Raw genomic sequence first — 26440 nt, forward strand, 5'->3', positions numbered from 1 at the left:
CGTCATGGTCGGCCCGACCATCACTCTGACCACGGCAGCCCAGGCAACACGTTGCCTCAATGTGACCGGTGGTCGGGGCTGATGGTCGCCCGCGTGGTCGGGGGCGAAAGATGCGGTACCTCCATGGACCCCACTCGTCTTCGCATCCCGGCACCGGACGGACCCGGCGACGAACCCGCCAACATCCACCAGCTCCAGCAGCGCTGACCCTCCGGTCGCTCCGCCCGGTCCTCGACCACCCCGCGACCCTCGGATGGTCGAGGGCCGGACAGGCCGTCCGGCCCGCTCAACCACCCCACCGAATCGGAGCGCACACCCATGTCAAACACCAGCAACACGGTCGAGAGCAGCACCGCCCACAACATCGTCCAGGGCCAGAGCATCGGCGTCATCATCATGGACGCCCACGGTCCAGTGCACACCGGAAGCGGCGACCAGATCATCTACGGCGCGCCCTCCGAGAACCACGGCCCCAGCGAGTCGTCCACCGACTGACCCTGGGGCGCGGACGCCGCGCCGACGCCAGCCCATTCGCACCCTTGCCCTGCCGGCGAACCCGATGTCGGCGAGGCACGGGTGCGTGCTGCTCACCGCCGTCTGGAAGGCCCGCTCGTGCTCATCCCCGGCTGCTACATCGCGCCGGCCCCCACCGACGGCTGCCTGACCGCCCAACGCAACGACCACACCCACCTACGTGCTCGCCGGGGCGCAGCACACCGAAGCGATGACCTACCGGGCCTGCGTCACCTCGGACGAGGAGTACACGCGGCGCGGCATCGAGCGGGGCCAGGACCTCGTCATGATGGACGCCGAGTCGGAGGAGTTCACCAGCGTCACCCTGGCCGACCTGATGGCCAAGGCGGACGCGATGAAGCTGATACCCGGCTGCCCACCTCTGGCCCGAACCCCTGATCCAGCTCGCCCACTTCCGCACCTGCACCGACGACATGCCCTGGGTCATCGACGCCGGATTCGGCGAGGACCCCCCGTCATCGACTACGCCGCCGACCTCGCCGCCGCGGCCAAGTACACGGCCAAGTTCGCCAAGCGCAGGGCCAAGAGCCGGATCAAGCGCCCGCTCCGCAAGGCGAAGAAGAAGGCCCTGAACCTCGCCTTCACGCCCGTTGCTGCCGCGCTCCATGGCACCTGGGCGCTCCAGGCCGGAGGTGCGCCGGAGACCCCGGCGAAGCCCGCGAAGAAGAGTGGCTCGAGGGGCAGGAAGGGCCAGTCTGGGATGAAGATCCCCTCGGTGGTCAAGTACCGCGAGGCGTACGGCATGCCCGCACCGCAGAAGGGCCTGGTCTGCGAGGACACCGGCCGCATCACCGCGCCCGGTGTCAGCATCGCCTGTACCGAGTGTCCCGGCCCCGCCGCTGTGGCGATGGCCGCTGCCGAGCGCAAGGCGGTCCGTGTGCGGTCCGCCTCCAACTCCGGTTCCCGGCTGGGGCCGAGATGATCCGGCGCCTGTCAGCCCCAATAACCTCGACTCACTCTATGCATAGTCTTGAAATGAATTCTCCTAGTCTGCATTATGGAGCGGGGTTCAACGCACTCCCACCGAGCCCCTCGCCCAGGCCCACGACACAGACCGACTCCAGGCCACAACCACCGGGAGCAGAACGTGATACACCCCGCCCAGGCCAAACAGCCCCCCGCCAGCGGTAACCCCAGCCGGTCGGCACAGCCCGCCGCCTCACCACCCGAGCGCTGCGCCAGATCATCCGGTTCAGCGACCCCGCCGCCACCGCCACCATCGCCGTCATGGCGATCCTGTGGATCAGCCACACCGGCCCGGCATGGATCGCCACCGCCGACGACTGGACGATCGTGACCTACAGCATCGGCATCGCCGCCGCCAGGGTCGTGCTCGACGTCATCGCCGAGGGGCTCATCGACCTGGTCGACCCCGACCGCTGGGACGGAGGCATCGCCTATGCAATCGCCGAGGGCCTGAGGCAACTGCGCACCGACATCACCATGGGTGCTGACCCCGACGAGGTCCTGGACAGCCTCCGCACCAGCGACCTGGTGCCCGAGCTGCTCGAGATACTCCGTGCCCTCAGCACCCAGTACGGCGCACGCGGCGACGAGGACGAGAAGCAGCGGCTGCTCGCCGCCGTGCTGCACCTGCGCCACGCCGACCAGAACATCGGCTACGGCCCCGACCAGGTCGCCGCACTCCACGCAGCCACCGCTGACGAGACCAGCCTGCGATAGCTACGCCCCGGGGACGGCGTCCAGGTCGCCAAACTCAGCCACCGTCCCCGGGCCTCCCAACCCGCTCCAACCGGAGCAGGGGGCCGGAACCATCGTCCCTCACACCGCGAGGAGCAAGCCACATGACCCCCCGATCCGAGAACACCGCCGAGAGCAGCAAAGACCAGGCCCGCCGGGAGCTGGAGAAGGGCCTGGAGGCCGCCAAGGCCAAGCGCGACAAGGTCTTCGACGACACCGACAAGCTCCGCGCGAACGCCGAAGCCGACTACTGGAGGACCATCGACGCCCTGCTGACCGGCGCCTACCACGGCGCGAAGACCGATGCGGTCAACTTCCTCGGCGTCACCCGTGACCACATCCTCAAGCAGACCAAGAGGCACCGCACGCAGACCACCAAGTAGCACCGCTCACGCACGCTCCCGGGGCCGGCCGCCAGGTCGCCAACCACTCAGCCGACCGCCCCGTGCCCTCCCAACCCGCACCACCTCAGCAGACAGGAAGGCTTCGCCATGCCCGCATCCGCCGCGACCACCGCGCCGCGGACCTTCTGGTCCGACGCGGCCCTCGCCGCCGCGGTCGACGCAGCCTTCGCCGAAGCACTCGCCGAAGAACTGGCCGCCGCCCTCGCCGACGACACCCCAGACAGCACCGGAATCGCCCTTCCGGACACCAACACCCTCATCGCACAGGCGGGAGTCCTCCCCGGGCCCTGCCCGCCCGACCCGCGCGTCCACCCAGGTGATCCGCGGCACCGTCTACGGCACGGTCACCGCCATGACGATCACGGAGGACGGCCGGGTCATCACCGGTGGCGGCACCGCGACGGTGTCCAGCGGGGTCGAGGTGCTGATCACCCTGCCCGCCGGGTCCGGGGTCCAGATGCGGTCCCACAACGCCGGCCTGACGGTCACCGGCGTCCTCGCCGCGCTCGACCTGGACACCCACAACGGCGGCCTGACCGTCGGCATCGTCGGCCGGATCCAGGTCCGCGGCCACAACGGCGACAACGACCTGCAAAGCGTGACCGAGTGGGCCGACATCGAGACCCACAACGGCAGCACCTACATCGGCAGCTACGGCGGCGGCGCCGCCCGGCTGATCACACACAACGGCAACGTCGACCTCGCCGCCTCGCCCGCCGCGACCGGCCGCATCGAGGCCCGCGCCCACAACGGCAACATCCGACTGCGCGGCGTCTCCAACCGCCCCGACCTGGACGTCGTTACCAACACCCGCAACGGCCACGTCAGCAAGTAGCCACGCCCCGGGACGGCCGCCATCCCAGCCAAGGAAAACCGACCGCCCCGGGCCCTGCCCATCCCGAAACAACGGAACAAGGAGAACCACAATGACGCATCGCGCAGCGAAGTTCACGACCGCCTACGCCCTGCTCCGCGCGGCCGCCGACGTCGCCGACCACTGGGTCCAATCCGACTACTGCGCCCAGGCCAAGGGCGCCAGCGACTCCGCCCCGGTCACCACCACCAACGAGAAGACTGACGAAAAGAGGAAGAACGGCACCGCCGAGGGCCGCCGGGCCTGCGCATGGCACTGCGTCACCTACACCGCCACCCAGGGCCTGGTCCTGATGGCTGGCTCTCGCGCCGTTGGTGTCCGGCTGCACCCGGGCGCCGTCGCTGGCGCCCTGGCCCTCAGCGGCATCACCCACTACATCGCGGACCGCCGCGTACCCAACGGTGTCCTGCAGTGCCTAGCCAAGCGCCTCGGCAAGGAGCGCTTTTTCAAGCTCGCCGACCACGGCATGAACGGCGCGTACGCCCTCGACCAGGCATGGCACCACGGGGCCGAGACCCTCGCCGCGCTCATCGCGGCCGCCAAGTAGGAAAGCCGCTGACCCGGAGGAGCCTGCGATGTTCCTGCCTCTACTGATCGCCGCGGTGCTCTACTCCGTCGGGATGGCCGTCTCCCTATGGGCGATCTCCGTCCCGACCGACAGGGAGGAGGTGCACATGGGCCGCAAGGACAGCCACACCCCCTAACCACCCCTCGGGCGGGGCCCAAGCCGAGCTGAGAGGCGCCGGCCCCGCCACCCCGGACCTGGCCACACGGCGAGACCCGCCAGCACCCCTGGCGTGCCGAGCACGACCAGCACCACCCCAACCACCTCGCCATCAGAAAGGCAACTCATGGCCACCGTCACCAACACCCTCGACACCACCGCCGATCAGACCGCCGCTCCGGAGGAGGTGTATTTCGAGATCGTCACCCTCGACGGCGCCGTCTACCGCAAGGGCCATCCCACGCCCCACGGCATGGTCACGACGACGACCGGCGCCAACATCAAGACCGTCGTCCAGTCCTACTCGGAGGTCGGGGACTGGATCGAGATCGGACTGACCGACGGATACGCGATCAGCTTCCCCGAGACGCGCATCGCCCGCCTCATCACACACACCGTCTGAGCCCCTCTACTGGCAAGGGCTCCGGCCCCGCCCCCGCCCCCGGCCCGGCAAGGCCCGGGCCCATCAGACCCCCGCTGGTGGGCGCCGAGCAAGACCAGATCACCCCAACCCGACCAGGGAGAAACCACATGACCACCGCTGAGACCATCACCACCCTCACCTTCGAGCAGATCATCAACCGCTACGCCGAGAAGGTCGCCGTCGTCGCCGACGAGACACCCGCCACCGACCTGGACGAGTTCATCGGCCAGCTGGAGATCGCCAGCGAGAACCTGGACGACACCGGGATCGACAGCGACGACGTGGACGCCGCCGCGACCCTGCTCGCCGAGGCCCGCACCAGCGACGGCAGCGAGCAGCAGGTCCTCCTGAACAGGGCGGGTCAGCGTCTGTTGAACGCCTCGGGGTTTCTCGACGACTACGAGCTGATGCTCTGACCCTGCTCCGACCCAGCCCACCCCGCCCACCAAGTCACTGACCAGGAAGGAACCTCATGAACCTTAAGCGCGGCCAGGAAGCCACCGTCACCAACCCGTTCCAGCCCACCGGTCACAAGGGCGGCGAGACCGGCGTCGTCGTCGCCACCAGCACGCCTGTCGTCGGCGGGACCCCGGTCGACCTGGTCCAGATCCAGGAGGACTCCACCGGTGGCCTGTCCACGGTCTACGCCGAGGAGATCACCCGCACCCGCAAGGACTGACGGCTGCCCGATCCGCCGGTCCCGTACCGGCGGTGAGGAGAACCGCCAGCCCACCCACCGCCCGCCCGCACCACAACCCGAGGAGCCCGCCATGGACCACCCCCGCGCCACCACCGCCGACTGGTACTCCCTCACCCAGATCCTCGGCCACTCCAGCAATTGGCCCGAGCACTGGCACGCCATCCTCGCTCAGCACGGCCAGGCCGCGCTCCTCCAGCAGGCTTCCCGCGACCTCGCCACCGGGGTCAGGAGCAGCGGCGACGAGCACACGCCCATCCAGCTCACCCGCCACGTTTCCGCCTGAAGTCCCGGAGCCCACACCGTGACCACACTCAACGACGCCGACAAGGCCCGGCAGCTCGCTGACGAAGCCCACGCTGTCCTCTTGCAGGCCGACCACGACCGCGCGCCCCACCTCCTCATCGCCCTGGCCAAGGTCTACACCGACCTCGCCAAACTCACCGCGTGTCCCGTCATCCCCCAGGGGACCAAGCTCGCCTTCCACAACCAGGCCGGAGCACTCGTCACCGTCACCAGGACGCAGACCCACACCGGCCACACCGCGTACTCGTGGGCCTGTCACGGCTGCGGCACCGAAGACCCGGGCTACATCGCCCGGATCCGCTCCAAGAACGACGCCGAGCAGCACGCTGCCGAGTGCACCGCTCTCCAGATCACCACCCGATCCACTCCGACGGCCTGCCTGACCAGCCCTCAAGCGGAAGGAGCCTGAGACATGACGGACCGCCTCACCGGTGTCCCCGGCCTCGTTGTCGAACCTGCGCCGCCGCTGTTCCCCGACCACCCCGACGCCTGCTTCGTCATCCACACCGCATCCAACCGCCGCCTGCCGGCAACGTGGGTGAGTACGGCGGCGGCACAGCAATTCGTCGCGGCAATCCGGGGCATGGCCGACTGGACCGACGCGAACGTGACCGGCACGTCGGCACTCGCCCAGGCCATCGATGAGCACGACGGCACGTGGGACGTCTACGGCGCACCGCGGCTGCCCACCCCGCCCTACGTGCCCACTACCACCGAGATCGCCGATCTCCTCGCCCAGGCCCTCGACGTGATCACGGTCAATGGCTGGTGGCAGGGTGAGGCTTTCGACACCGACCAGGAGGACGAGGAGGGCCTGGCCCCGGAACAGTGCCGTGTAGGTGTCCGGGGAGCCATCCACATCGCCGCGGAGGGGCATCCGCGTCCTCCCGAGGCATACGAGCCGAGCATCCTCGCCTCTGCCGCGACGGCGGCTCTGGCGGAAACGCTCGGGGCGGACGTCACCGTCTGGAATGACGCCGCCGGCCGCACCGTCGATGAACTCCACGCCGCGGTGACCCGCACGGTCGACCGCCTGCGCGCGATGGCCCGGTGAGCATGCCGACGCTGACCGCCAACGGGCGTCAAGCCACCAACGTCAACATCCACACTCGCTGATCAGGAAGTTGCCATGGCCAGTTGGTATGAGATCACCCCGCGCGGCCAAGAGGTCAAGGCCCCGGATCCCGGCCCGGTCAACCCGGCGGGAGTCGCGCCCGGTACGTGGGGCCGCACCGGGAAGCGCCCTCCGGACAACCCCGCTGGTGCCTCCAGGCCCCGCCGCCTGCGCAAGCCGAAAGCATCCTGACCGCCGCAGCCCGGTACTCCGAGCTGGGCCCGGCACCGCGACCGAACGGAGTTCTCATGACCTCTTCCAGCCTCATGGCCAACTCGATCGATACCACGCACGGGCTGTACGTGCCGGTCGGCGCCGCCGGATCCGGCAAGAGCACCCTGTCCAGGGCGTGGCCGGCCGACGCTGTCCTCTCCCTCGATGCCTTCCGCGAGATGGTGGCCGGCGATGCGGGGGACCAGAGCGCCACCCCGGATGCGGTCGCCGTCCTGGAGCTGATCCTGGAGGCCCGGCTGGCGCGGCAGCTGGGGTGCTATGTCGACGCGACCAACGCGAAGGCGGCCGACCGGGCCAAGCTCGTCGCCGCCGCTCGTCGGCACAACGTTCCGCTCATCGCCATCCGGATGGAGACCTCGCTGGCGGAGTGCCAGCGGCGTAATGCCCGGCGGCCTGCCAACCGCCGTGTTCCGAAGGAGATCGTGGGCAGCCAGTACGGGCTGGCTGCCTCCTTCGACCATGCGGCCGAGGGCTTCGACCGGATCATCAGCTCCCACGTCATAGCCGCCCTGTCTGCCTGCCGCTTGGACTCGGCCTCTCCGGGCGCGACCGCTGCAGAGGGCCTCACGATAGACAATGGTGATCGATGTAGGTTATAGTTTTCTTGATGGGTGATGGAAGTCGCCCGCCTCTCCCTGAACCCCGGACGGCGCTCGACCGCCCGACCTCCGATGGACCAGGAGAACCACGTGACTATTCCCAGCAACCCCCCGGAGCTGATCCAACCGGCCCATCCCGATTGGCTCACCGCCATCCGCGACCGCGTTCAGGCCGCCCACGACGACCCCTTCTTCGTGACCGACTGCGAGGGCGACCTCTCCGTCTGGCGCCAGTCCGCTCTCACCCACGTCACCCGCAACAGCGAAGGCGAGATCACCGGCTGGTCCACCCCGCCCAGCTATAAGGTCACCGACCACATCCTCGAGATCGAGCTGGACACCTGGGACCCCGGCGAGGACCCGCTCGATGACCAGCGCCGCACCGACATCCACGACCTGGTCACCGCCCGGGACCACGACAGGCCGCGCATCCTCGCCCACATCAACCAGCTCCAGCAGCGCCTGGACCGCGCCGAGGCCGCACTGCCCGGCATCACGCAGCTGGTCCCCGGCAAGCCGGTGAAGGCCACCATCTACCGGGCCGAGCACAGCGAGGACCTGGTCACCCTCGGCCACTACACCAACCGCGACGCTGCCCGCGCCCACGGCGAGGACATGGCCAAGCACGACACCAAGCAGCCGGGCCTCACCCCGGGCTGGATCCCCGACAACGGCAGCCCCGACGCCGCCGAGGAACTGTCGGTGTTCGGGCCCGGCGAGGACGACGAAGACATCACCGGCTACGTCGTCGTTCCCGTCACCGCCACCTCCGTGTACGAGCCCGATGCGCAGGCCGAGGACTGATGAGCCGCACCATGTGGGAGATCGACGTCCCCATCCAGCACCGCGACGACACCCAACGTCCGCGAGGCGTGCACGTCTTCACCGGCCTCGCCGAGGACGGTAACGCCGCCATAGCCGCCGCCCTGCGCGTCTGCGAGATCGCCCAGCTGCACGCCATGTCGGACCAGCCGATCCCCACCGGCATCTGCCGCGCCGACTGGTCCGCCCGCGGGTTGCGTCCCGACTGGGAGCTCCGGTGGGAGGAAGCCGAAAAGAGGCCGATCCTCCTTTGACAACGCCCCGGGACGGCCGCACCTGGCCTGAGAAACCGTCGGCCGTCCCGGGCCCCTCACCCCGCAACAGCGTGGAGAAGGAGAAACCCATCATGCCCGTTTCCGTTCGTGTCCGGCGCCCCGACGCCGCAGTGGCCGCCATCCTGCGGACCATCGGCCAGCGCACCCGCTCCACCAGCTTCAGCTTCGTGTGCAAGCCCTGCGCGGTCAGCTGGGCAGGAGCCGAGAGCGACTGCTGGTCCTGCGGCCGCCCCGCCAGCTCCAAGCACGCCTACAACTCCTCCGCCCTCCAGGTTCTCCTGGCGGCCGTCGAGGTCAGGAAGGTCGGCCCGTGACCTACCTCAAGTTCCTGACCGACCTCATCGGCGCCTCGGCCCTCGGCGACCACCTCACAGCCGCCGTCCAGGACCTCATCGACCGCGAACACCTCGACTCCGCTGATGCCTACCAGCGGATCACCGAGCAGGCCGACGTCGGCGACCCGGCCGTCATCGCCGCCACCCGCCAGACCTGGGTCCGCCGCCCGGACATCGACCCCGACGAAGCCCCCGTCCGGCGGCTGTACATCCTTGAGCGCACCGACACAGGCATCTTCGTCACCGACCTCGACCTCGACGCGGCCCCCGACTCCTACGACGACGGCGACGCCTGCGCCCTCCCCGAGAAGGACCTGGCGCTCAACGACCACTCGGCCGGGGCCGAGCTCGGCGTCGACCTGCTGGACCTGTACCAGCTCGAGGCATGGGAGCCCTTCGAGCTCCTACTCCCGACCGTCGGGGTGCTGGGCAACGTGCGGCCGCAGGAGTGGGAGAAGCCGTCATGAGCCGCCGCGCACCGTACCCGCGCCTCACCGGCAGCGAACCGTGCCGAGCCGACCCCGAGCTGTTCTTCTCCAAGAAAGACGACGACCGCAAAGAGGCCCAGCTGCTGTGCGGGTCCTGCCGTGTGCAGGAGCAGTGCCTGGCCTGGGCGCTCGACAACCCCTCCAAGACCCACTACGGCGTCTGGGTCGGAACCAGCCGGAACGATCGCAATCGCCTGCGCCGCGAATTCCGAGCTGCAGCTGAGGAGTCCACATGATCACCGGAAACCCCCGCGACACAACACCGGCCGGCCGAAGCATCCGACATCGGGCTGCACCGGACGGACCGGATACGTCGCACGCTGCAGCGCCTGCACCTGGCGCCAGACCGACAGCACCAGGGCCGCTCTGGAAACACGAGGGCGACTGCCATCTGCGCACTCACCTCACCGCCTCCGCCCCCAACCGCTGAAACCCACCCCGGGCGGCCGACTATCTCCCGACGCCCGGACACCCGCCACACATAGGAAGGACCGTGGTGACCGCCTCATCCGCAACCCTCGGCTCCCGCACCCACTCCCTGGACTGGTTACGCACCAGCTCCCTTGGCTCCGACACCGGCGTGGCCGAGCTGGCCGAGCACCTCATGGCCACGCACCCCGAACTGCCCTGCGTCGATCTTCACATCAGCGCAGCAATCCGCCCCATGCCCGGCCAGCCCACCCACAGCCTCAACGTCGTCCTCGCCGACGGCGACACCGCCGCCGTGGCCACCTGGGCCACCACCCTCGGCGTTCAGATGACCGTCGAGGGGGCCTGCCACACCTTCCGCACCACGATCAACGGCGTCGGCCTGCGGGCCATCGCCATCGTCCCCGAGGACCAGTACCCCATGGACGCCGCGGCGTTCACCCTCACCGAAGCCGACTTCGGCCTCACCCTCCACGGCGTACCGCTCATCGAGCTCGGCGAGGAAGGCGGCTGGCTGGTGGCTCTCGGCCACGTCCCGGCCCGCCAGTTCGCCGCCGCCGTCAGTGCCTGGCCGCGTGCCATGTACGACACGCGCTACCTCCCCGACCCCCAGACGCTCTCCCGGAACCCCTCGCTGGCACCGCAGTACGCCTGGGGCCGCGGAGAGGCATACCCCACCCGCTCCGACTGCCGATTCTCCCTGTGCGAGCGCGGCGCGCCGCGTGCCGTCCCCGTCACCCACGTGCGGGTCGACGGCGTGAGGGTCGAGGACCGCGCTGCGCTGGAGCGCTGCCCGGCGTGCGGCCGGGCCAGCCGCAGCACGAAGGAGCAGTGGCTGCCCGGCCGCTACGACTACATGGGCCAGGTCCACACCTGCTCCCGTTGCCAGCAGCAATGGCCGGCACTCGATTTCGGCAAGGACCCGGCCTTCCACGCCAGCAGCCAGGAGATCGCCGTATGCCGCGCGTGCGGATGCACTGACACCGCAGCCTGCGACGGCGGTTGCTGGTGGGCACCGAACCCTCTGGGGATCGATCTGTGCAGCGCCTGCTACACCGCGGCGCCCGCCCGAGCGTGGGAGGAGATGGCCGCCGCCGGATACGGCAGCCCCGACTCCACCCCCGGCCGCGACAGCTGGCTGGTCATCCAGGCCATGCGCGGCGTACCCGTCCCCGAAGCCGCCCAGCAGTGGGCCACCCGCATCGACACCGCCGTCTGAAAGGACCCCACGTCATGAAGTTCCGCATCGACCTCGCCCCGCTCGCCGCCGCCGTCGCCGACGCGGCCCGCGCCCTGCCCAGCCGGCCGCCCGTCGCCGCCCTGTCCGCCGTCAAGCTGGAAGCCACCGGCAGCCAGCTGACTGTCGCCGCGTTCGACTACGAGGTCTCGGCCAAGGCCACCACGGACGCCGACGTCACCGACGGCGGCACCGTCCTGGTCCCCGGCCGCCTGCTGGTCGACATCACCCGCACCCTCAAGGGCAAGCACCCGATCGACATCGAACTGGACGGCTCCAGCCTGGTCAGCATCACCTCAGGCAACATCCGCTACACCCTGCACACCCTGCCGCAGGAGGAATACCCGGCCCTTCCCCAGCCCGGCGACGCATCCGGCACCGTGACCGGCAACGACCTCAACCAGGCGGTCGCGCAGGTCGCCGCTGCCGCCGGCCGCGACGACACCCTGCCCATCCTGACCGGCGTTCAGCTCACCGTCACCGACGGCAAACTCACCCTGGCCGCCACCGACCGCTACCGCTTCGCCGTCCGCACCATCTCCTGGAAGCCCACCAGCGACACCACCAGCGGCCAGGCCCTCGTCCCTGCCAAAGCCCTGCTGGACGCCTCCAAGATGTTCGCCGACGCCGAGCAGGCCGACCTCGCCCTCCCCGCCAGCCAGGGTGTCCTCGGCATGTCCGGCCCTTCCCGCAGCACCACCATGCGAGCGCTGGACGGCCAGCTGCCCGACTACAAGAAGCTGTGGCCCACCGAGTTCGCCGGCACCGCCATCGTCGACCGGGACGAGCTCATCGCCGCGGTCAAGCGCGTCGCTGTCGTCGCCGAACGCAACACCCCCGTCCGGCTCCACTTCAGCCCGGGCGTACTGTCGCTGACCGCCGGCAGCAGCGACGACGCGCAGGCCCGTGACCGGATCGACGCTCACTTCGACACCGTGACCGGCGCCCCGCTCACCATCGGCTTCAACCCCGGTTTCCTGCTGGACGGCCTCGATGCCCTCGGCACCCACTCCATCCAGTTCGGCATCGTCGGCCCGGGCAAGCCCGCGGTGCTCAACGGCCTCGACAAGGACGGCAACGACCTGGGCGACGACGCGCTCACCTACCTGATCATGCCGATCCGACTCCCCAGCTGACCCCGCCCCGGGGCGGCCGCCAGGTCGCCAACCATTCAGCCGGCCGCCCCGGGCCTCCCAACCAACCCCGCCGACAGGACAGGACCCACCCGTGGCCATCGCCATCTCCGCCTCAACGCCGACCGAGGAAGCCGACTCGCCAGTCCACCCCGCCTACGACCCGACACCTTCCATCCCGCGGCTGCTGACCGAGCTGGTGCAGGAAGAGTTCTGGACCCGGTACGCCACCATCCGCGGCGACAACACCTTCACCCCCGACTACACCGCCGACCGCAAACGCACCGCCCTGCTGCTGCGCGCCGTCATCGCCGACCTGGTCGCCCTCGCCGCCCCGGACGACGCTCAGCACGCCGCCGATGCCGCGGCCGCGGCCAACGCGCTGCGCCGGGCCGACTGGCAGATGACCCTGCCCGCCCAGGCCGCCCGGGACTGGCTGCGAGGCCAGTACCAGCGGCACCTCGAAGACAACGACCCGCACCCGCCGAACTGCCCCGGCGGCTGCAGCGGAGCCGGGTTCGTGGTCGAACCGGTCATCTGGCAGAACGACGGCGGCCCCGTCCACGAGGAGCCCATGGCCTGCCACCGCGGCGAGGAGGATGACCCGCACGCGGCCGACTGCGCCGGCTGCCACGGCACCGGCAAGACGTACGACGCCGAGTTCAGTGAGTACAGCGTCTGCGACAGGTACACCCCCGACCCCGCCTACGAGCCCGTCCCCGCCCACCATGACGACCCGTGGGTGAGCACTGCCACCGGCCATTTCGACGAGTCCCCCTTCTAGATGTGCTGGTGGTTGGCGCCACGGCCGCGATGACTGGCGGTCGGGCTCGAGGAGATCCTCAGCGTGGCCGTGCGCTCAATGTCCTGAGACACCACATCTAGAGCCCGTTCCCTCTACGACTGGCCGGGCCTGGCCAATGGCTGGCCAGGCCCGGCCCTTCGGAGGACCGATGAGCCTCGTGCCCCGCACCGTCTACGTCGTCAGCTGCGACAGCTGCGGCGCCACCTTCCATGCTCAAGGACTTGACGAAGACTACGAATTGACCCTTCCCACCCAGCGGCTGGACCCGGCCTGGGCTGAGGACATGGTCAGCCGAGGCTGGATCGTCACCTCCCGGCACCTGTGCCCCCTCTGCGTGCAGGCGAGGGGGGACGCCTTCATGGAGCGCCTCGAGCTTGAGCACACGAACCTCCCCCTCTTCGATCTACCCGTCCACCGCCCCGGCCCTGGCGATGCAGATCCGGCATGACCGAGATTCTTTCTGCATACTCTTGAAATGCATACCTGGAGAATGCATTATGGGGTTGTTGGGAGAACCAGCACCACCGCTCCCGGCGATGTCGAGGCGCACGTCATTTGCTGCCGTCGCCCGCACCCTCTGACCACGGCCCATCACCACCTCAAGACACCGGAGGAACGCGTGTCGCAGGAAATCGCCCGCATCACCGCCATCGAGACCGCCGTCGACCAGGGCCGCGCCGACGCCGATAGCGAGCTGGCCTACTACGCCCCCGCCGCAGCAGCCGCGCTGAATCTGCTCGCCGAGGCGGTCAACCGCGGCGGTGCCGACCACGACACCGTCGTCCAGGCCCTCAAGGCCGCGGGCGTGCACACCGCCTTCGCCGCCGTCCTGGACGCCGCGGCCGACGCTGTCACCGAGGGCATGGACGATCCCTTCGACTTCGACGACCGCCTGCACTCCGAAAACCTGCAAGCCGCGGCCGGCCAGGTCCGCGACGCCTTCCACTGGCTGTAGGCATCCGCCCCGCCGGCGAGCCGCACTCTCCGCCTGACCATCACCAGACCGGCCCGCACCGTGCCGCCACCCCGAACAGACGGGACGGTCTCACAACCACCCATCGCGCCAACGCCTTCGAGAGGACACCCTCATGCACGACACCGTCCGCACCGCCGAACAGATCGTGCTCATCGAGGGCACACGGACCTACGTGGCCGGGATGGGGCCCACCGACCTCACCAGTCCCACAGTGGTCACCGGTCACCTGACGGCAGCCAAGGCACTGCTCACACAGATCGCCAACGCTTTCGCGACGGGCGCCGCGGACGACGTCGTCCGCACCGCCGACCAGGCCGAGGCCATCGAAGCCGTCCGCGTGTACGCCGCCAAGAACGCACCGGTCGACACGGCCAACGTCGGCCAGATGGTTGGGCACCTCATGGACGCCGAGGGGCTCCTCGTGAAGCTCGTCGCCACGTTCAAGGAGCCTGCCACCACCTGACGCCAGCCACGATTCAACTGTTCTGAACCCTGTTACGAAGCTGGCCCTCACCTACGTGAGACGGGCCGCACCCACCAGCCCGACCAGGAGAGAAACATGAACGAGACCCTCTACGCCTCGATCGACCACCCCGGCGTGACCGTGCCCGAGGACCGGCGCTGCTGGTCGGTGAGCTGGCCGGGGTACGCACCGGTTGAGATCACGCCGCCCGAGCTGCGGCCACTGGCGCTGACCCAGCACGTGCCCGGCTGGGTGGTCGACCGGGACCCCACGCCCGACCTGGTGCACGACTGGGAGCAGCGCCAGGCCAACGCACTCGTGCCGTTCGCCGTCGATGCGCGGGGCTGGCCGCTCCATCCGCACGGGCGCACCGGGCGCACCGGACGGAATTTGGGCAAGTGGGCAGAGAATGCCGCCGCCGACCCCATCGTGGTCGCCGGGGGGTGGGTGCTGCTGATCACCCGCGACGACATCGGGGTGGAGGCGATCCCGGGCGGCATGGTCGACCCGGACGAGACGCTCCCGGCCGCGCTGCGGCGCGAGCTGCGCGAGGAGACCGGCGTCGACCTCGCCGACCAGCAGTCCATCATCCTCGGCCGCCAGGTCGTCGACGACTGGCGCAACACCGACCACGCCTGGGTCGCGTCCACCAGCGCGCTCTACCAGCTGCCCGAGCAGGTCACCGCCACCGCCGGTAGCGACGCCACGGACGCGGGCTGGTGGCCGTTCGGCTCCCTCGAGCAGCTGGAAGCAGCGGTCACCGCGGCCGGGCGCACCCTCTACGCCGCGCACCGCCCGCTGCTGCTGCGCGCCCTCGAATACCTCAACCAGAAGTGAGACGGCCATCCTCGACCACCTCACCGCCCTGCGCCGCGAGAACCTCGCGGGCCCGTGGGTGACCACCACCGAACCGGCCCCCAAGGAGAGCTGACCGATGTTCGAGAAGCGCCGTGCCCGCCGCGAGGCCCGGGCCCGCCACCGTCATGTCATGAACGCCGCCCTGGACTTGGTGGGCATGTTCGGGGACCACTCCGCCACCTCGGCCGACCTGATCGCCCTGGTCTTCGGCCAGCACGCCATCGAGATCGGCGAGGACGAGGCGGCCCGCTACCTGGACGCCGCCAGGGTCACCCGGGGCCAGCGCCTGTCCGCCGGGAACGAGCGGGAGGACCAGGACGAGCCCGCTGAGGAGCCCCGGCCCATCGGCTGACCCCGCCCCGGGGCGGCCGCCAGGTCGCCAACCACTCAGCCGGTCGCCCCGGGCCTCCCAACCAACTCCGGGGCGAAAGGACAGCCGCTGGCCATGGTCTCTGTCCCGCGCAGGGCAGAGACCATGGGGCCCTCGTCTGGTGCCGTCAAACCACAGTGGGCTGGTACGGCGCGAGACGGAGGTCCTCCCCGGATCCGGGGAGGACCTCGTCTACATCAACGAGCGCGAATGCCAGCGTCCACCCTGACGTTGCCTGGCTCAATCCGTCGGCGGCCAGTCGGCCTTGGCCGACTCGAGGGCGGTTCTCCGACCAGACATCCAGGGCGCTTCCGGAGAATGCCTGCAGACCTATCTCTAGCTAGGTAGAGTTTCCCGCATGTCTTATCCATTCCGTGTGACGGACGCGACTGTGGATGTCCTGGGCGTGCTTCTCGCTGGTGACGACGACTTGTACGGGCTGAAGATCGCTCAGCTGATCGGCCGCCCGACCGGGAGCGTGGTGCCGATCCTGCGGCGGCTCGAAGGCTGCGGGTGGGTTACCAGCACCTGGGAGCAATCAAACGAACGAACAGGGCCGCGGCGTCGCTTCTACCAACTCAGCGCAGAGCATGCGGCTGGTGCCAACGCCCTTGTGGCGGAGCGGCGACCGGCTCCAGCGACCCCCAAGCACGTTCCCCTGCGGCCGGGCTGGGTGAGCGGCAGGTGAGTACCGAACTATCCCTCTTCCTTCTCGGCTCGGTGCTCCTGCCCATGCTGCTCGCGGAGGTAACCGACTGCTTGCCCTGGATGGCGCGACGCCTGGCGCACTGGGCGGCCGGACGGCTGGGAGAACCGGCCGCTATCGAACGCTACCGGGAAGAGTGGGCAGCAGAACTTGCCGAGCTGCCCGGTAAATGGGTGCGGTTATTCCACGCTGTCTCATACGTGATCTACCTGCCCCAGACGCGTAAGGCTGTGCGTGCCACGGAGGTTCGGGCGGATCGTCAAACTATCTTCATGTCGAAGACGGCCCTTGCCCGCCACGTTTCAGCTACTCACGTCGCGGCGAAGCTGGCCGAAGCCAGGTGGTCGGGAGGTGTGTACATTCTCGCAGGGGCCGCGAACATGCACACCGTGCATGAGGCTTTGAAAACCGCGGGCCGACGCGTGCTGATGATCGATGTCCAGGCGATTCTTGTGCAGGGAGCACAGACGAGCGGCTGGGACCTGATCCTCACGGATCTGGCGCGCGACTATGGCATGGTGCTCGTCGACGGCGTTGGAGCTGACGATCTACAGCATCTTCGGCAGCTCCGGATGCCCTGCCCGGTCCTGGTGAGCTGCCCGGAGGCGGCCGATGCGGGAGTGCCGGAAACGCCTCGAATCAGGTGGCTGGAAAACGAACCGTCTGCCCAGGAAATCATGTTTCCTACAGAAATTTCCTTCGGGAGGATCGACGAAGCAGCGGGTGAAGCACGGTTCGATGATCCGATCGGCATCACGTGGACCTGACCGCCGTGGACGGAAGGCCCGGCGGTGACTGGACCCGCGTGCGTGGAGGAATCCAGCAGAACCCATCCACTCCTGCTACCACCCTGCTACCTTTGAGATATGAGTAGCGACAGGAAGCAGACCCAGATCCGGCTGGCACCGCATGTGCTCGCCGTCGGCAAGGACGCCGCCGCCGCCCGCGGCCTGGACTTCAACAAATACGTGGAGCGCCTCATCGCCGAGGACACCACGGGGGTCCGGGCGGCGGGCATGGCCGCCGCGCAGCGCCTCATCGATGATCACGGCGACTTCCTCGCCGATCTGGAGGCTGGTCTCGACGCGCAGCACGCCGCCGCCGGCCCCCGGGACGCCGCTGCGTGAGCATGTCCCTGTACGTCGACCTGTCCTGGATCCTGGAAGCCGCTGAACGCGCCGGCCAACGCGACCCCGCGGCCGATGACCTCGGCGTGCCCATCGCGGCCGTGGCCCGCCATCGCGCGGAACTGCTCGAGCAGCCGGTGTATGACGGGCCCTACGTCCGTGCTGCCGCTCTGGTCCACACCCTTGGCCGGTGCCGCTGGCTCGAGCGCTCCAACCTCACGGTCGCCTGCGCCGTCGCCGTGATGTACCTGAACGCCAGCGGTATTCCCGTTGACCCCACCCGCGACCAGCTCACCACCCTGGCCCGGGAGCTCTACGATCCGCGCTGCACCGCCGTCCGCGTCGCCGAGCAGCTGCGCACCTGGAAGCCCTGAGCGCGCCGGTCTTCGTCTGGCCCGACGGGCTACCGCGTCTCCGGGCTGTGGGGGTCGGTGCTTCGCTACGCAGAGTGCAGACATGTAAGGGGCCGACGCCCAATCCGCCGAAGCGGGTGGCAAGGGCGCCGGCCAACCGAAAACACACACTCCGCGAGGAGCCCGTCAAAACCCACTTGGCGAGAAGCTCGAGAAGGCGGTCTCACCGTCGAGTCTATCCGCACGGCGCTGTGGGCGGTATGTGCTCCTTGATGATGGTGATGTAGTAAGGGTATTGTTTTCACGTCGCACACGTGTGGTGGCAGCACGCCGGCACCGAAAGCACCTCAGCAAGGAGCAGCCCACATGCCCGTCTACCTCGCCTGGAACGGCACCGGCGGCGTCACCCAGGAACTCAAGGCTCCTACCGTCGCCGACGCGGTGACACGCGCCGCCGGCCGCGTCCATCTCGCCTGGCCGTCCACGGCCGCCGCCGCGAGCACCGAACTCGACCAGATCGCCCGCGCCCTGGCGGACCGCGGCGTCACCACGCAGCGCCACGACACCGGACTCGTCCTGTGCGAGCCCAGCCACACTGTCGACACCCATGTCCTCACCACGCGCCGTGCCCCGCACGCCCTGTACGTCATCACCGCCATGGGCGTGGTCCCGCTCACCCATGCCGCCATCGTCCTCGCCTACCTCCAGTCGGCGATCGCGGCCGCCGCCCGCGGCTGCGACGGATGCCACGCAGAGCCCGGAGAGCCATGTCTGCCCAACTGTCTGCCGGACCCCTCCACTGCCTAACGCCCGATCGAAGGAGAAAAGAAAGATGATCCGCGCCGGACGCCTCGAGCGCGTACAGACCATGGCTGACCTGGCCGCTCGGCTGGGCATGCCGCTGGGTACCTTCCGGAACAAGAAGCCGCACACCCAAGAAGGACACCCAGCCCCCATCAGCTCCCCGGACTCCCGGGCTCTGCTGTGGGACAGCGAGCAGACGGACGCCTTCTATGCCGGAGAGCCCGTTCCGGCACTGACGGATGCTGACGACGACGAGGACCTGCTGGACCGGCACGAGGCCGCGGCCGAGGTGGGCGTGGAGCCGGGCAGTTGGAACGGGTACAAGAGCGCCCCGCAGCTAGCCGAGCACGTCGTCATGGTCGGCGGTACGGAGCACTGGCCGCGCGGTGTGGTCCGCCAGTTCAAGGAAGGCCGCCCCGGCCGCGGTGCCGGCGGTGGCCGCCGCACCGGCAGCGGCGACATGGTCCCGCGAGACCAGCTTCTGCCGCGGATCGCCGAGCTGCTCGACGACAACCCGGCGATTACCGTCACGGAGGCCGCCGACGAGCTGGGCGTGGCGAAGTTCCCCACCGCCCAGGCCGGCCTCGCGCAGGTGCGGGGCCGGCGGATCGCCGACCTGATCGAGACCGACCCTGACCTCACCCCGCTGCAGGCCGCCGAGCGACTCGGATACCCGCGCGTCACACACCGCGGTGCCGCGGTCGTCGCGGAGGCCGAGCTGCGCGCCCGCCGGGCACGCCCGTACGTGCAGCAAGTAGCCGACGCCCTGGCCCAGGCCGACGTCGCTCAGCAGGCCGAGATCGAGGTGCGCCAGCTGGCCGGCGGCTACCTGGCATCCGCCATCATCCTCGGCAGTGACCAGCGTGTGCCGGCGCTGGTGTGGGACGAGCGGTACGGATGGCGTACGGCGACCAACCGGCGCCACCCGATCGGCAAGGACACCGGCACCGCACCGGAAGGCGAGGGCATCCGCTATCTCGGCAGCAGCGCGCAGCCGAAGCCGGCCGAGCTCCTCGAGGCGCTCACCGACAGCCGGAGGGGCTCCAAGCGGCCCAAGGCTTTTCCGGAGGAGAACGCATGAACCAGCCCGCCGACATCGCTTCCCTGGTAGCCGCTCTGCAGCAACTGGTTGACGCTTACACCACGGACGAGGACGACGCTCCGCGCGCAACGCTCGCGCTGGAGTCCGGCGATGAACGCCATGCCGTCCCACTCCAGCCAGGTCAGGTCGAGTGGCTGACCACGCTCATCCAGAACGAGGCCGCCACCTGCCGTAATGCGCACGTGGGCGGAAACGGCGAGTGCGGGCACTGCGGGAACACCCCTCGAGGCATCGAAGCCGTGAGCGACGCCGTGGACTGGAGCGGCTGAACTGCGCACACGAACAGGAAACAGGAAACAGCCGACTCCAACTACCACCGCCCCAGGGCGGAATGGAGGATGAATCAGCATGGAGACAACACCACAAGACCTCAGCAGCCTGTACGACGACCGCCACGTCCAGAGCGTCATCACCTCCTACGGTGACGGGCACCACGACGCGCCACGAGGCACCGCCTTACTGGTCGACACTCGAGTTCTGCGCAACCCGCCCGAGGACCCGGAGGTCCGCGAGCGGATGCTGCACAAGACCGGGCTGGACCCGGAGGTCCGCCAGTACGTCATGGCCACCCCCGGCGCGAAGGAATTGGTCGAGCAGAACGCCGAGAAGGCCCGCATCCTGTTGGAGACCGACACGCTCCGCCGCTGGGCCGGGTCGCCCCAGCGGTACCGAGTCGACATCCACGTGGTCTGCGGGGGCGGCCGCCACCGATCCGTCGCCGTCGCCGAGGAGATCGGCGCCTGGCTGCGAGCCACAGGGATCGGCTGCGAGGTGGAGCACCGCCATATCGACCGCCCGATCCTGCCCCAGTGACCCGCATCGTCACAGCCACGGCCCTCGGGAGCACTCCAATTGCCCCCGAGGGCCTGCCGCGTACCGTACCTGCCTCGTAGCCTCACCAGCTGGGCTTGCTCACGAGTTGCGTCGCCGCGCGTACCGGCAGGGGCGGCGACAAGGGCCCTGAAGCCGGTGACGTCGAGCTGCGGCTGGCATGAGGACGGGCCCTGGGCGCCCGACCGCCCAGGGCCCGTCCTGCCCTCGTGCTACACCGACGCCGAGCCGCGCTCACAGTCGACGAGAACCCGCGCCACGTCCTTCTCCAGCTCGACGATCCACCCATCGTTGAGCCGAGCGCTGGCGAACTTGTCCGCCACGAAATCAGCAGCGACCGGCTCGTGGGCGTCCACCGAGGTCACGAACACCCCCGGTTCCTGACGCGGCCAGTCCAGCCGCACCCGGGCGAAGCGCCCGTCCTGCAGCAGCACGATCACCGTGCGCACCGCGCCGATGCCGTCGACCTCGCGGTGCTTCACGTCGCGCATCAGCCAGCACCACTGACCGTCCACCTGCCGGTACTTTCTGCCCTCACGCCCGGTCACGGTGCCCACCGGGGACGGCTATACGACGTGAAGGAACTGCGCGGTCTCTCGCCGCGCGTACGGGCCCAGCCTCTTCACCGCGTCGCCCGCCAGTGCCAGCAGCCGCTGCCGGGTGCGCTCCTGCCGCTGCTGCTTCTCCCGCTGCTCGGCATCCTCCGCATCCCGCCTCGCGCGAGCCTTCTCGATCTCATCATCCAGCGCCATACGCCGACGGTAGCCGCAGCCGCCGATGCCGAGACCTGATCCGGTCAACTCGCTGTCGCCAGGGGTGATCGGGACATTCGGTGACGCGTTCCGGTCGGACGCTGTGAGGCTACTTGCCATGTAAAACCGCTTTTGCAGAGGCAAGGGTTCAGCGCCGGAGTGCCCGATCCGGGCGGCACACGTCGCATATATCCACGCCCTGCTGGGCGAGCAGACCGATCGCGTCCTCGGTGGTGATCCGCGCGTGCTCTCCTTTGGCCTGCCAGCAGTCGCGGCGGTGAAGACGGCGCGTCGGATCGTCGTCCGCGTACTGGTGCAGCTTCTGGAGCGCCCACTGCCGCCCGGCGATCGCGCCATCCCGGGGGACGGTGCTGTAGTCCTCGCCGGGGATGGGGGTGACCTGGTCGGCGGCCAAAGTGATCACGGTGGGTGCCCCGGTCGGGCGGCTGCGGCCTTCGGTGTCCTCGAAGCGTGTTGGGAGGATCGCTTCGGCTTCGAGCCACCACTGTCCGTCTGTGCTGCGGGTCCATCCGGTGGCGATCACGTCCAGTTCCTGGCCGTCTGGGAGCACGGCTCGCACCCATGGCCCGGCCTTCGACCGCCACTCCTCCGTATCCACGATTCGGATTCTAGTTCGAATACGTGGATGAGGAGGCCCGGCTGTGGCTCATCCGGTCTGCTGACGCGGACAAGGGCAGGGAGGGTGCCGAGAAGGCGTTGGGGCGCCTGTTTCTCCGACGCACCGGAGGAGTCCGGCGGAGCCGGGCGGCCAGAGCAAGGGTGGGTGGCCCCGTGTCGGGCCGCCGATCGGTGTGGCGTTCCCGCGGGAGCTGCTGGCGCGGATCGACGCCGCGGTCAAGCGGGAAGCGGTCAGCCGGGCGGAGTGACTGCGTCGTGTCGCTGATGCGAACGCCTGGCTGGTCGGATTCGCGCCTATTGGTCCCGCGAGGGCGCGTACAGAGCGAACGCATCGTGAGTAGTGCATGGTATAGTTTTCTCGTTGGTCGGCGGTGGCAGTCGGCCAACAACACCGATGCACACACCAACCACGGAGCGCCCCATGACAGACACGGCCAAGCCCCGCCCGGTCACCATCGAGACGGGCATCGACACACATCTAGCGAACACCGCGCCCGCCCCCGCCCAGGTCGGCAACGGCAACGCCGTTCACTACGTGCGCAAGGACGCATTCCACGCCCACACGATCGGCTGTAACCGCAGGGTGTCCCGGGAACTGACCGAGCAGCAGGCCGCCGGCCGCAAGGAGTGCGGCTCCTGCAAGCGGGCCACGGAAGCCCTGGCCGCCGAGCAGCCGACCGAGCAGGCCCCCGCCGCCGAGGCCGCCCCGGAGTGGCGCACCCTCAAGGGAGTGGGCGCGAACGGCGCCTTCGTGGTCTACGGCGAACTGCACGAGGTGCGCGGCAAGCTGGTGTTCCGCTCGTGGGGTACCCGGCAGGAGGTCAAGGGCGACCCCCACACCTTCACCCGCCAGTGGACCGAGCGCGGCGGGTACCGGTACCTGGAGGACACCGAGGGGCGCACCGCGGAGTTCTCCGGTGGCGTGGCCACCAAGTGCTGGGTGGTCGACGACGCCCCGCCCGCCGCGCCCGCCGCGCCCGCCGACGAGCCTGCCGTCTCGGCCGAGGACGCCGAGGCTGCCAAGGTCGCCGACATCGAGCGGCGCGTGCGCCCCCTCGATGCCGACACCACCACGCCGAAGACCATGTTCGACCCCGAGCTGACCTACTACGCCGATGGCACCCCCGTGGTCATGCGTGCCAAGGGCATCGAGCGCACCGGCAGCACGTTCGGCATGGCGGACGGGGCCGCGTATGCCTACCAGGCCGTGCGTTGGGACGACGGCGGCGCCGACCTGGTCGCCCCCCACGTCCTCCACCGTGCCGAGGCGCACCGCCAGGAGCTGGTGACCGAGGTTGCCGCGCGCATCCTCGTCCTGAGCAGCCACATCACCGCCCACGCGTTCCAGCCGGTCGACCAGCCGGACGGCGAGCGCATCGCCTGGACGTTCCGCACTGGCCGCGGCGCCCGCGCCCGCTACCACTGGGCATCCGTCCGCAACGTCATCAGCCTGGGCGACGGCAGCGAGTACCGGTGGCAGGCCGAGCAGGCCGCCCGCCTCGCCCGCCGCACCGGCCTGGACGAGGCGCCCATGCCCGAGCACATCGCCCTGGTGACCGCGGAGCCCGACGAGACCCTGGAGCGCATGGTCACCGCCCTGGACCAGGACACCGTCTACGTCAAGGAGGATGGCGCGGGCCGTTGGGTGGTCAAGCGTGGCGGCACCTTCCTGGGCACGGTCCATGACGAGGACGCCCGCATGCGCCGCGGCCGTTTCGCCGCCTGGGCCCCCTACTCGGAGCGTCGCGACGGCATCGTGGGGTTCTTCCACGACATGGACGCCGCCCGGGACGCCGTGGCCAAGGCGTGGCCCGTGGAGCTCGCCGAGATCGCTGGCGAGTTGGGCGTGCCGGTCGCCCAGGTGCTGGAGGTCGCCGAGCAGGTTGACCAGGAATGGAGGGCTGAGGGGCGCCGCGCGGTCCTGCGCGCCGAGGCGTACACCGGCACGGACAGCCGGGTGACCCAGGCCGCCGCCGCCGAAGTGCGCCAGCGCCTGGAGCTCGCCGGATAGCGGTGCCTCGCCCGGGGGCTGGCGAGCTGCCAGCCCCCGCAGTCGCCTCGCATCGACACCTTCCGTGCGGCCGCGACACCCCGCAGAGCCCGCGAAGCAACTGCGCGAGCCCCAGCGCGACGCCGCCGCGCCCGCCTTCGCGGAAACCACACCCGTGCCATCTGATCTACCCCGGAGTCCAGTGCATGCCTGCCCGTATTTCCGAGGCTCAGCTCCCTCCCGCCGCCGCAGCCCCCCTGGTACCTGCCACGTTCCGCCCCAAGCGCCCCACGGTCCTCTCATACGGACTCGGTGCCGATTCCACCGCCATCCTGCTGATGTTCCTGGCCGATCCGGCTGCGCACGGCCTGGAACCGGACCTGTCCGACCTCATCGTCGTCCACGCCGTCACCGGGGATGAGTTCAGTGATTCGCTGGACTACGTCAACCGCCTGGTCCTGCCGCTGCTGCGAGCTCATTCGGTGCGCCTGGCACAGGTCTGTCGAGGCGGAAAGAGCGATACCGACGGCGTCCTGGTCCTGGACGACTCCCGCGCCCCGCGCCGCATCCACTCCGCTGGCCCCTGGCGTCTGTCCGACGAGCTGCGCACGGCCGGCACTGTGCCGCAGCTGGCAAACGGACAGCGCCGGTGCTCCATCCGATTCAAGGGATGGGTCCTCGACAACTGGGCCGCCGCCGAGTTCGGCGAGCAGACCTACCGTCGCGTCATCGGCTACCACGCCGATGAGCTCGGCCGTGCGGAGAAGGACTCCGTCATCCAGCGCCGCCTGAACACCGAAGCCGGACGCACCATCTGCCAACCGCACTACCCGTTGATCCTGGCCCGCATGGACCGGGCCGCGGTGGAGACCCTCGTGCTCGACCGCCTGGGGGAGCCCATCAAGAAGTCGTACTGCGCCATGTGCCCGTTCTCCGGCGTCTGCGCCTCCCGCGACCGCCACGAGGAGCGGCTCCGAGCCCACCCGCACGTCGCCGCTGAGGTCCTCCGCCTGGAGTACGTCTCCATGGCGCTCAACGAGCGGATGTCTCTGTACGGGCCCGCCGGATCGCTCTACCGGCGGCTCACCGAGGACGGCCGCAACCGCGAGGTCCTGGAGGCATTCGAAGCCGGCCTGGACCAGACCCCGTACGCCGTCTACGAGGTCCGCCGCATCACCTTCGTCGGCCGCACGAAGGCATGCCGCGACTGGCACGGCCCGAAGTGCACCTCGCCGAAGTGGTGGTGCACCCGCGAGCGCACCACCCGCTGCCGGCGCATCCACGCCCACGCCGCCTTCGAGATCAATCTGGCAGGCGCTCGCATCCCGTCCGAGCTGCGCTGCGACGGACCGGAAGGCTGCCGCGGCAAGCTGAAGAAGGGCCAGTCCTGGAGGTCCGTCCGCACCATCTACGAAGGCCCACGCGACCAGGCCGAGCTCATCGTGACCCGCTACGCGGACCTCTACCCCGATCGCGTCCGGCTGCGCACCGGCGAGACATCCCACATCCGCCGCGCCCACTACTTCGAAACGGATGGCCTGCCGAGTGCCGAGGGGTTCCTCGTCGCCGCACCCGCCGGAGTCCTCGACAAGCAGCGGGCGGGGTTCGAGACGCGTTGGAACGACATGACCGGCGGTGCGGGGACCGCGTTCCGTCCGCTGCGGGATCTCCCGCGGGCGGCGCCCCGGCGCCGGAAGTCGTCGGCAGGTCCTGTCCCGGTGCGCCGGGCCAAAGTGATCGGTGACGTCGTGCTGATCGCATGACGTACGTGATGTGAGTAGTTTATAGTTGTCTTGTTGTTGGGCTTTCCGGCAACGCCTTCCCCTCACCTCTCATGAAGGAACTCCCACATGGCCATTGCCGTCAGTCCCCACCCGCCGAACGTCCTGGCGGCAGGCACGGTCGTGCGCTGTTGGCACTGGGTCGATGGACGGAACCTCGGCGTGCGCAAAGCCATCGTGCTCGGCTCCTACAGCGTGTACAACCCGGCCGCCTGCTACTGGATGTGGTTCTACACCCTGGGTCCGGCAAGCCGCGATGAGCACACCGTCTGCCACTCCTTCCCCCGAGAGATCACCACCGTGGGCACCGTCGAGGACATGTCCGAGCGCATGCTGGCCAAGGTCGTCGCGGGCCTGGCCGACTTCCCCGAAGCCTCCGCTGTGCGGGACCGCGCGGCCGCCCTCGTCGACCACCTCCGCAAAGCCCGCCTCGCCCGGCGGCGCTGACCACAGCCGGACCGGAAGACCACCAGGCAGACAGGGGCCTGACCAGCCCCACCATCCCTTCGCCAGTGCGGCAGTGGCAGCCGCCCGGCGCCGAAAACACCCACCG

The 26440-nt window shown here is 69.6% G+C and carries 41 protein-coding genes; 38 read left to right on the forward strand and 3 right to left on the reverse strand.

Annotated elements, in window-relative coordinates; genetic code table 11:
• Positions 1–318 precede the first annotated feature (318 nt).
• The 35 genes from ACFYOY_RS35990 (at position 319) to ACFYOY_RS36160 (ending at position 20707) form a co-directional block, all read left to right on the forward strand.
• Entirely contained in the window at positions 319–495 is a 177-nt protein-coding gene (locus ACFYOY_RS35990; RefSeq protein WP_388591746.1) for a hypothetical protein, read from the forward strand.
• A gap of 199 nt (positions 496–694) precedes the next feature.
• Complete coding sequence (locus tag ACFYOY_RS35995) at positions 695–1456, forward strand: hypothetical protein (protein ID WP_388591748.1); 762 nt, start codon at positions 695–697, stop codon at positions 1454–1456.
• 305 nt (positions 1457–1761) lie between these two features.
• On the forward strand, positions 1762–2217 hold the full coding sequence (locus ACFYOY_RS36000) for a hypothetical protein (RefSeq protein ID WP_388591750.1): 456 nt from the start codon (positions 1762–1764) through the stop codon (positions 2215–2217).
• A 122-nt stretch (positions 2218–2339) separates the two neighbouring features.
• A complete protein-coding gene (locus tag ACFYOY_RS36005) occupies positions 2340–2618 on the forward strand; it encodes a hypothetical protein (RefSeq protein WP_388591752.1) in 279 nt (92 codons plus the stop codon).
• Positions 2619–2991: 373 nt separating this feature from the next.
• On the forward strand, positions 2992–3474 hold the full coding sequence (locus ACFYOY_RS36010) for a hypothetical protein (RefSeq protein WP_388591754.1): 483 nt from the start codon (positions 2992–2994) through the stop codon (positions 3472–3474).
• Between the two features lie 91 nt (positions 3475–3565).
• Positions 3566–4060, forward strand: coding sequence for a hypothetical protein (locus ACFYOY_RS36015; protein WP_388591756.1), 495 nt, complete (start codon positions 3566–3568; stop codon positions 4058–4060).
• 28 nt (positions 4061–4088) lie between these two features.
• Positions 4089–4217: a hypothetical protein gene (locus ACFYOY_RS36020; RefSeq protein WP_388591758.1), complete on the forward strand. Its 129-nt coding sequence runs from the start codon at positions 4089–4091 to the stop codon at positions 4215–4217.
• A gap of 147 nt (positions 4218–4364) precedes the next feature.
• A complete protein-coding gene (locus tag ACFYOY_RS36025) occupies positions 4365–4640 on the forward strand; it encodes a hypothetical protein (RefSeq protein WP_388591760.1) in 276 nt (91 codons plus the stop codon).
• 128 nt (positions 4641–4768) lie between these two features.
• Complete coding sequence (locus ACFYOY_RS36030; protein WP_388591762.1) at positions 4769–5077, forward strand: hypothetical protein; 309 nt, start codon at positions 4769–4771, stop codon at positions 5075–5077.
• Positions 5078–5133: 56 nt separating this feature from the next.
• Positions 5134–5340 carry a hypothetical protein gene (locus ACFYOY_RS36035; RefSeq protein WP_388591764.1) on the forward strand — a complete coding sequence of 69 codons (207 nt, stop codon included), beginning with the start codon at positions 5134–5136 and terminating at the stop codon, positions 5338–5340.
• 91 nt (positions 5341–5431) lie between these two features.
• Complete coding sequence (locus tag ACFYOY_RS36040) at positions 5432–5644, forward strand: hypothetical protein (RefSeq protein WP_388591766.1); 213 nt, start codon at positions 5432–5434, stop codon at positions 5642–5644.
• 18 nt (positions 5645–5662) lie between these two features.
• On the forward strand, positions 5663–6073 hold the full coding sequence (locus ACFYOY_RS36045; RefSeq protein WP_388591768.1) for a hypothetical protein: 411 nt from the start codon (positions 5663–5665) through the stop codon (positions 6071–6073).
• Between the two features lie 3 nt (positions 6074–6076).
• On the forward strand, positions 6077–6718 hold the full coding sequence (locus tag ACFYOY_RS36050) for a hypothetical protein (RefSeq protein ID WP_388591770.1): 642 nt from the start codon (positions 6077–6079) through the stop codon (positions 6716–6718).
• Positions 6719–7026: 308 nt separating this feature from the next.
• On the forward strand, positions 7027–7611 hold the full coding sequence (locus tag ACFYOY_RS36055; protein ID WP_388591772.1) for an AAA family ATPase: 585 nt from the start codon (positions 7027–7029) through the stop codon (positions 7609–7611).
• A 90-nt stretch (positions 7612–7701) separates the two neighbouring features.
• On the forward strand, positions 7702–8415 hold the full coding sequence (locus ACFYOY_RS36060; protein ID WP_388591774.1) for a hypothetical protein: 714 nt from the start codon (positions 7702–7704) through the stop codon (positions 8413–8415).
• The gene (locus ACFYOY_RS36065; protein ID WP_388591776.1) at positions 8415–8687 is read left to right on the forward strand and encodes a hypothetical protein; all 273 of its coding nucleotides are present in this window, start codon (positions 8415–8417) and stop codon (positions 8685–8687) included. The genes ACFYOY_RS36060 and ACFYOY_RS36065 overlap by 1 nt, the downstream gene beginning before the upstream one ends.
• Positions 8688–8779: 92 nt before the next feature.
• Positions 8780–9022, forward strand: coding sequence for a hypothetical protein (locus ACFYOY_RS36070; RefSeq protein WP_364013902.1), 243 nt, complete (start codon positions 8780–8782; stop codon positions 9020–9022).
• The gene (locus ACFYOY_RS36075) at positions 9019–9510 is read left to right on the forward strand and encodes a hypothetical protein (protein WP_388591778.1); all 492 of its coding nucleotides are present in this window, start codon (positions 9019–9021) and stop codon (positions 9508–9510) included. Before ACFYOY_RS36070 ends, ACFYOY_RS36075 begins: the two co-directional genes overlap by 4 nt.
• Positions 9507–9767, forward strand: a complete 261-nt coding sequence (locus ACFYOY_RS36080; protein ID WP_388591780.1) for a WhiB family transcriptional regulator — start codon at positions 9507–9509, stop codon at positions 9765–9767. Before ACFYOY_RS36075 ends, ACFYOY_RS36080 begins: the two co-directional genes overlap by 4 nt.
• Positions 9768–10027: 260 nt before the next feature.
• Positions 10028–11179, forward strand: a complete 1152-nt coding sequence (locus tag ACFYOY_RS36085) for a hypothetical protein (RefSeq protein ID WP_388591782.1) — start codon at positions 10028–10030, stop codon at positions 11177–11179.
• Between the two features lie 14 nt (positions 11180–11193).
• Positions 11194–12333, forward strand: coding sequence for a DNA polymerase III subunit beta (gene dnaN / locus ACFYOY_RS36090; RefSeq protein WP_388591784.1), 1140 nt, complete (start codon positions 11194–11196; stop codon positions 12331–12333).
• Positions 12334–12424: 91 nt separating this feature from the next.
• Positions 12425–13114, forward strand: coding sequence for a hypothetical protein (locus ACFYOY_RS36095; protein ID WP_388591786.1), 690 nt, complete (start codon positions 12425–12427; stop codon positions 13112–13114).
• 169 nt (positions 13115–13283) lie between these two features.
• Positions 13284–13583, forward strand: coding sequence for a hypothetical protein (locus ACFYOY_RS36100; RefSeq protein WP_388591788.1), 300 nt, complete (start codon positions 13284–13286; stop codon positions 13581–13583).
• Between the two features lie 171 nt (positions 13584–13754).
• The gene (locus tag ACFYOY_RS36105; protein ID WP_388591790.1) at positions 13755–14090 is read left to right on the forward strand and encodes a hypothetical protein; all 336 of its coding nucleotides are present in this window, start codon (positions 13755–13757) and stop codon (positions 14088–14090) included.
• A gap of 133 nt (positions 14091–14223) precedes the next feature.
• The gene (locus ACFYOY_RS36110) at positions 14224–14574 is read left to right on the forward strand and encodes a hypothetical protein (RefSeq protein ID WP_388591792.1); all 351 of its coding nucleotides are present in this window, start codon (positions 14224–14226) and stop codon (positions 14572–14574) included.
• A 96-nt stretch (positions 14575–14670) separates the two neighbouring features.
• Positions 14671–15411, forward strand: a complete 741-nt coding sequence (locus tag ACFYOY_RS36115; protein WP_388591794.1) for an NUDIX domain-containing protein — start codon at positions 14671–14673, stop codon at positions 15409–15411.
• A 97-nt stretch (positions 15412–15508) separates the two neighbouring features.
• Positions 15509–15784 carry a hypothetical protein gene (locus ACFYOY_RS36120; RefSeq protein ID WP_388591796.1) on the forward strand — a complete coding sequence of 92 codons (276 nt, stop codon included), beginning with the start codon at positions 15509–15511 and terminating at the stop codon, positions 15782–15784.
• Between the two features lie 376 nt (positions 15785–16160).
• Positions 16161–16490: a PadR family transcriptional regulator gene (locus ACFYOY_RS36125; RefSeq protein WP_388591798.1), complete on the forward strand. Its 330-nt coding sequence runs from the start codon at positions 16161–16163 to the stop codon at positions 16488–16490.
• Positions 16487–17275, forward strand: coding sequence for a hypothetical protein (locus tag ACFYOY_RS36130; RefSeq protein ID WP_388591800.1), 789 nt, complete (start codon positions 16487–16489; stop codon positions 17273–17275). Before ACFYOY_RS36125 ends, ACFYOY_RS36130 begins: the two co-directional genes overlap by 4 nt.
• Positions 17276–17374: 99 nt before the next feature.
• The gene (locus ACFYOY_RS36135) at positions 17375–17635 is read left to right on the forward strand and encodes a hypothetical protein (protein ID WP_388591802.1); all 261 of its coding nucleotides are present in this window, start codon (positions 17375–17377) and stop codon (positions 17633–17635) included.
• A 2-nt stretch (positions 17636–17637) separates the two neighbouring features.
• Positions 17638–18009: a fic family toxin-antitoxin system, toxin component gene (locus ACFYOY_RS36140; RefSeq protein WP_388591871.1), complete on the forward strand. Its 372-nt coding sequence runs from the start codon at positions 17638–17640 to the stop codon at positions 18007–18009.
• 345 nt (positions 18010–18354) lie between these two features.
• Entirely contained in the window at positions 18355–18795 is a 441-nt protein-coding gene (locus ACFYOY_RS36145; RefSeq protein ID WP_388591804.1) for a hypothetical protein, read from the forward strand.
• 25 nt (positions 18796–18820) lie between these two features.
• Positions 18821–19873: a DUF6292 family protein gene (locus ACFYOY_RS36150; protein WP_388591806.1), complete on the forward strand. Its 1053-nt coding sequence runs from the start codon at positions 18821–18823 to the stop codon at positions 19871–19873.
• Entirely contained in the window at positions 19870–20163 is a 294-nt protein-coding gene (locus tag ACFYOY_RS36155) for a hypothetical protein (protein WP_388591808.1), read from the forward strand. The genes ACFYOY_RS36150 and ACFYOY_RS36155 overlap by 4 nt, the downstream gene beginning before the upstream one ends.
• Before the next feature lie 79 nt (positions 20164–20242).
• Positions 20243–20707 (forward strand): hypothetical protein, encoded by a 465-nt coding sequence (locus ACFYOY_RS36160; RefSeq protein WP_388591810.1) that lies wholly within the window; start codon positions 20243–20245, stop codon positions 20705–20707.
• 230 nt (positions 20708–20937) lie between these two features.
• Here ACFYOY_RS36160 and ACFYOY_RS36165 read toward each other — a convergent pair whose 3' ends face one another.
• The 3 genes from ACFYOY_RS36165 to ACFYOY_RS36175 form a co-directional block, all read right to left on the reverse strand.
• Positions 20938–21282 carry a hypothetical protein gene (locus ACFYOY_RS36165; RefSeq protein WP_388591812.1) on the reverse strand — a complete coding sequence of 115 codons (345 nt, stop codon included), beginning with the start codon at positions 21280–21282 and terminating at the stop codon, positions 20938–20940.
• Between the two features lie 9 nt (positions 21283–21291).
• Positions 21292–21477, reverse strand: a complete 186-nt coding sequence (locus tag ACFYOY_RS36170) for a hypothetical protein (RefSeq protein WP_388591814.1) — start codon at positions 21475–21477, stop codon at positions 21292–21294.
• 148 nt (positions 21478–21625) lie between these two features.
• Positions 21626–22096: a DUF6233 domain-containing protein gene (locus ACFYOY_RS36175; protein ID WP_388591816.1), complete on the reverse strand. Its 471-nt coding sequence runs from the start codon at positions 22094–22096 to the stop codon at positions 21626–21628.
• A gap of 441 nt (positions 22097–22537) precedes the next feature.
• Here ACFYOY_RS36175 and ACFYOY_RS36180 point away from each other — a divergent pair, with 441 nt between their 5' ends.
• The 3 genes from ACFYOY_RS36180 to ACFYOY_RS36190 all read left to right on the forward strand — a co-directional run bounded on the left by ACFYOY_RS36180 (position 22538) and on the right by ACFYOY_RS36190 (position 26334).
• Positions 22538–24127, forward strand: a complete 1590-nt coding sequence (locus ACFYOY_RS36180; protein ID WP_388591818.1) for a hypothetical protein — start codon at positions 22538–22540, stop codon at positions 24125–24127.
• A 185-nt stretch (positions 24128–24312) separates the two neighbouring features.
• Positions 24313–25869, forward strand: a complete 1557-nt coding sequence (locus tag ACFYOY_RS36185; RefSeq protein WP_388591820.1) for a hypothetical protein — start codon at positions 24313–24315, stop codon at positions 25867–25869.
• An 87-nt stretch (positions 25870–25956) separates the two neighbouring features.
• Complete coding sequence (locus tag ACFYOY_RS36190; protein ID WP_388591822.1) at positions 25957–26334, forward strand: DUF6409 family protein; 378 nt, start codon at positions 25957–25959, stop codon at positions 26332–26334.
• Positions 26335–26440 lie beyond the last annotated feature (106 nt).

Origin of the sequence: Streptomyces sp. NPDC007875, assembly GCF_042868035.1 — a bacterium.
GTDB lineage: Bacteria > Actinomycetota > Actinomycetes > Streptomycetales > Streptomycetaceae > Streptomyces > Streptomyces antimycoticus.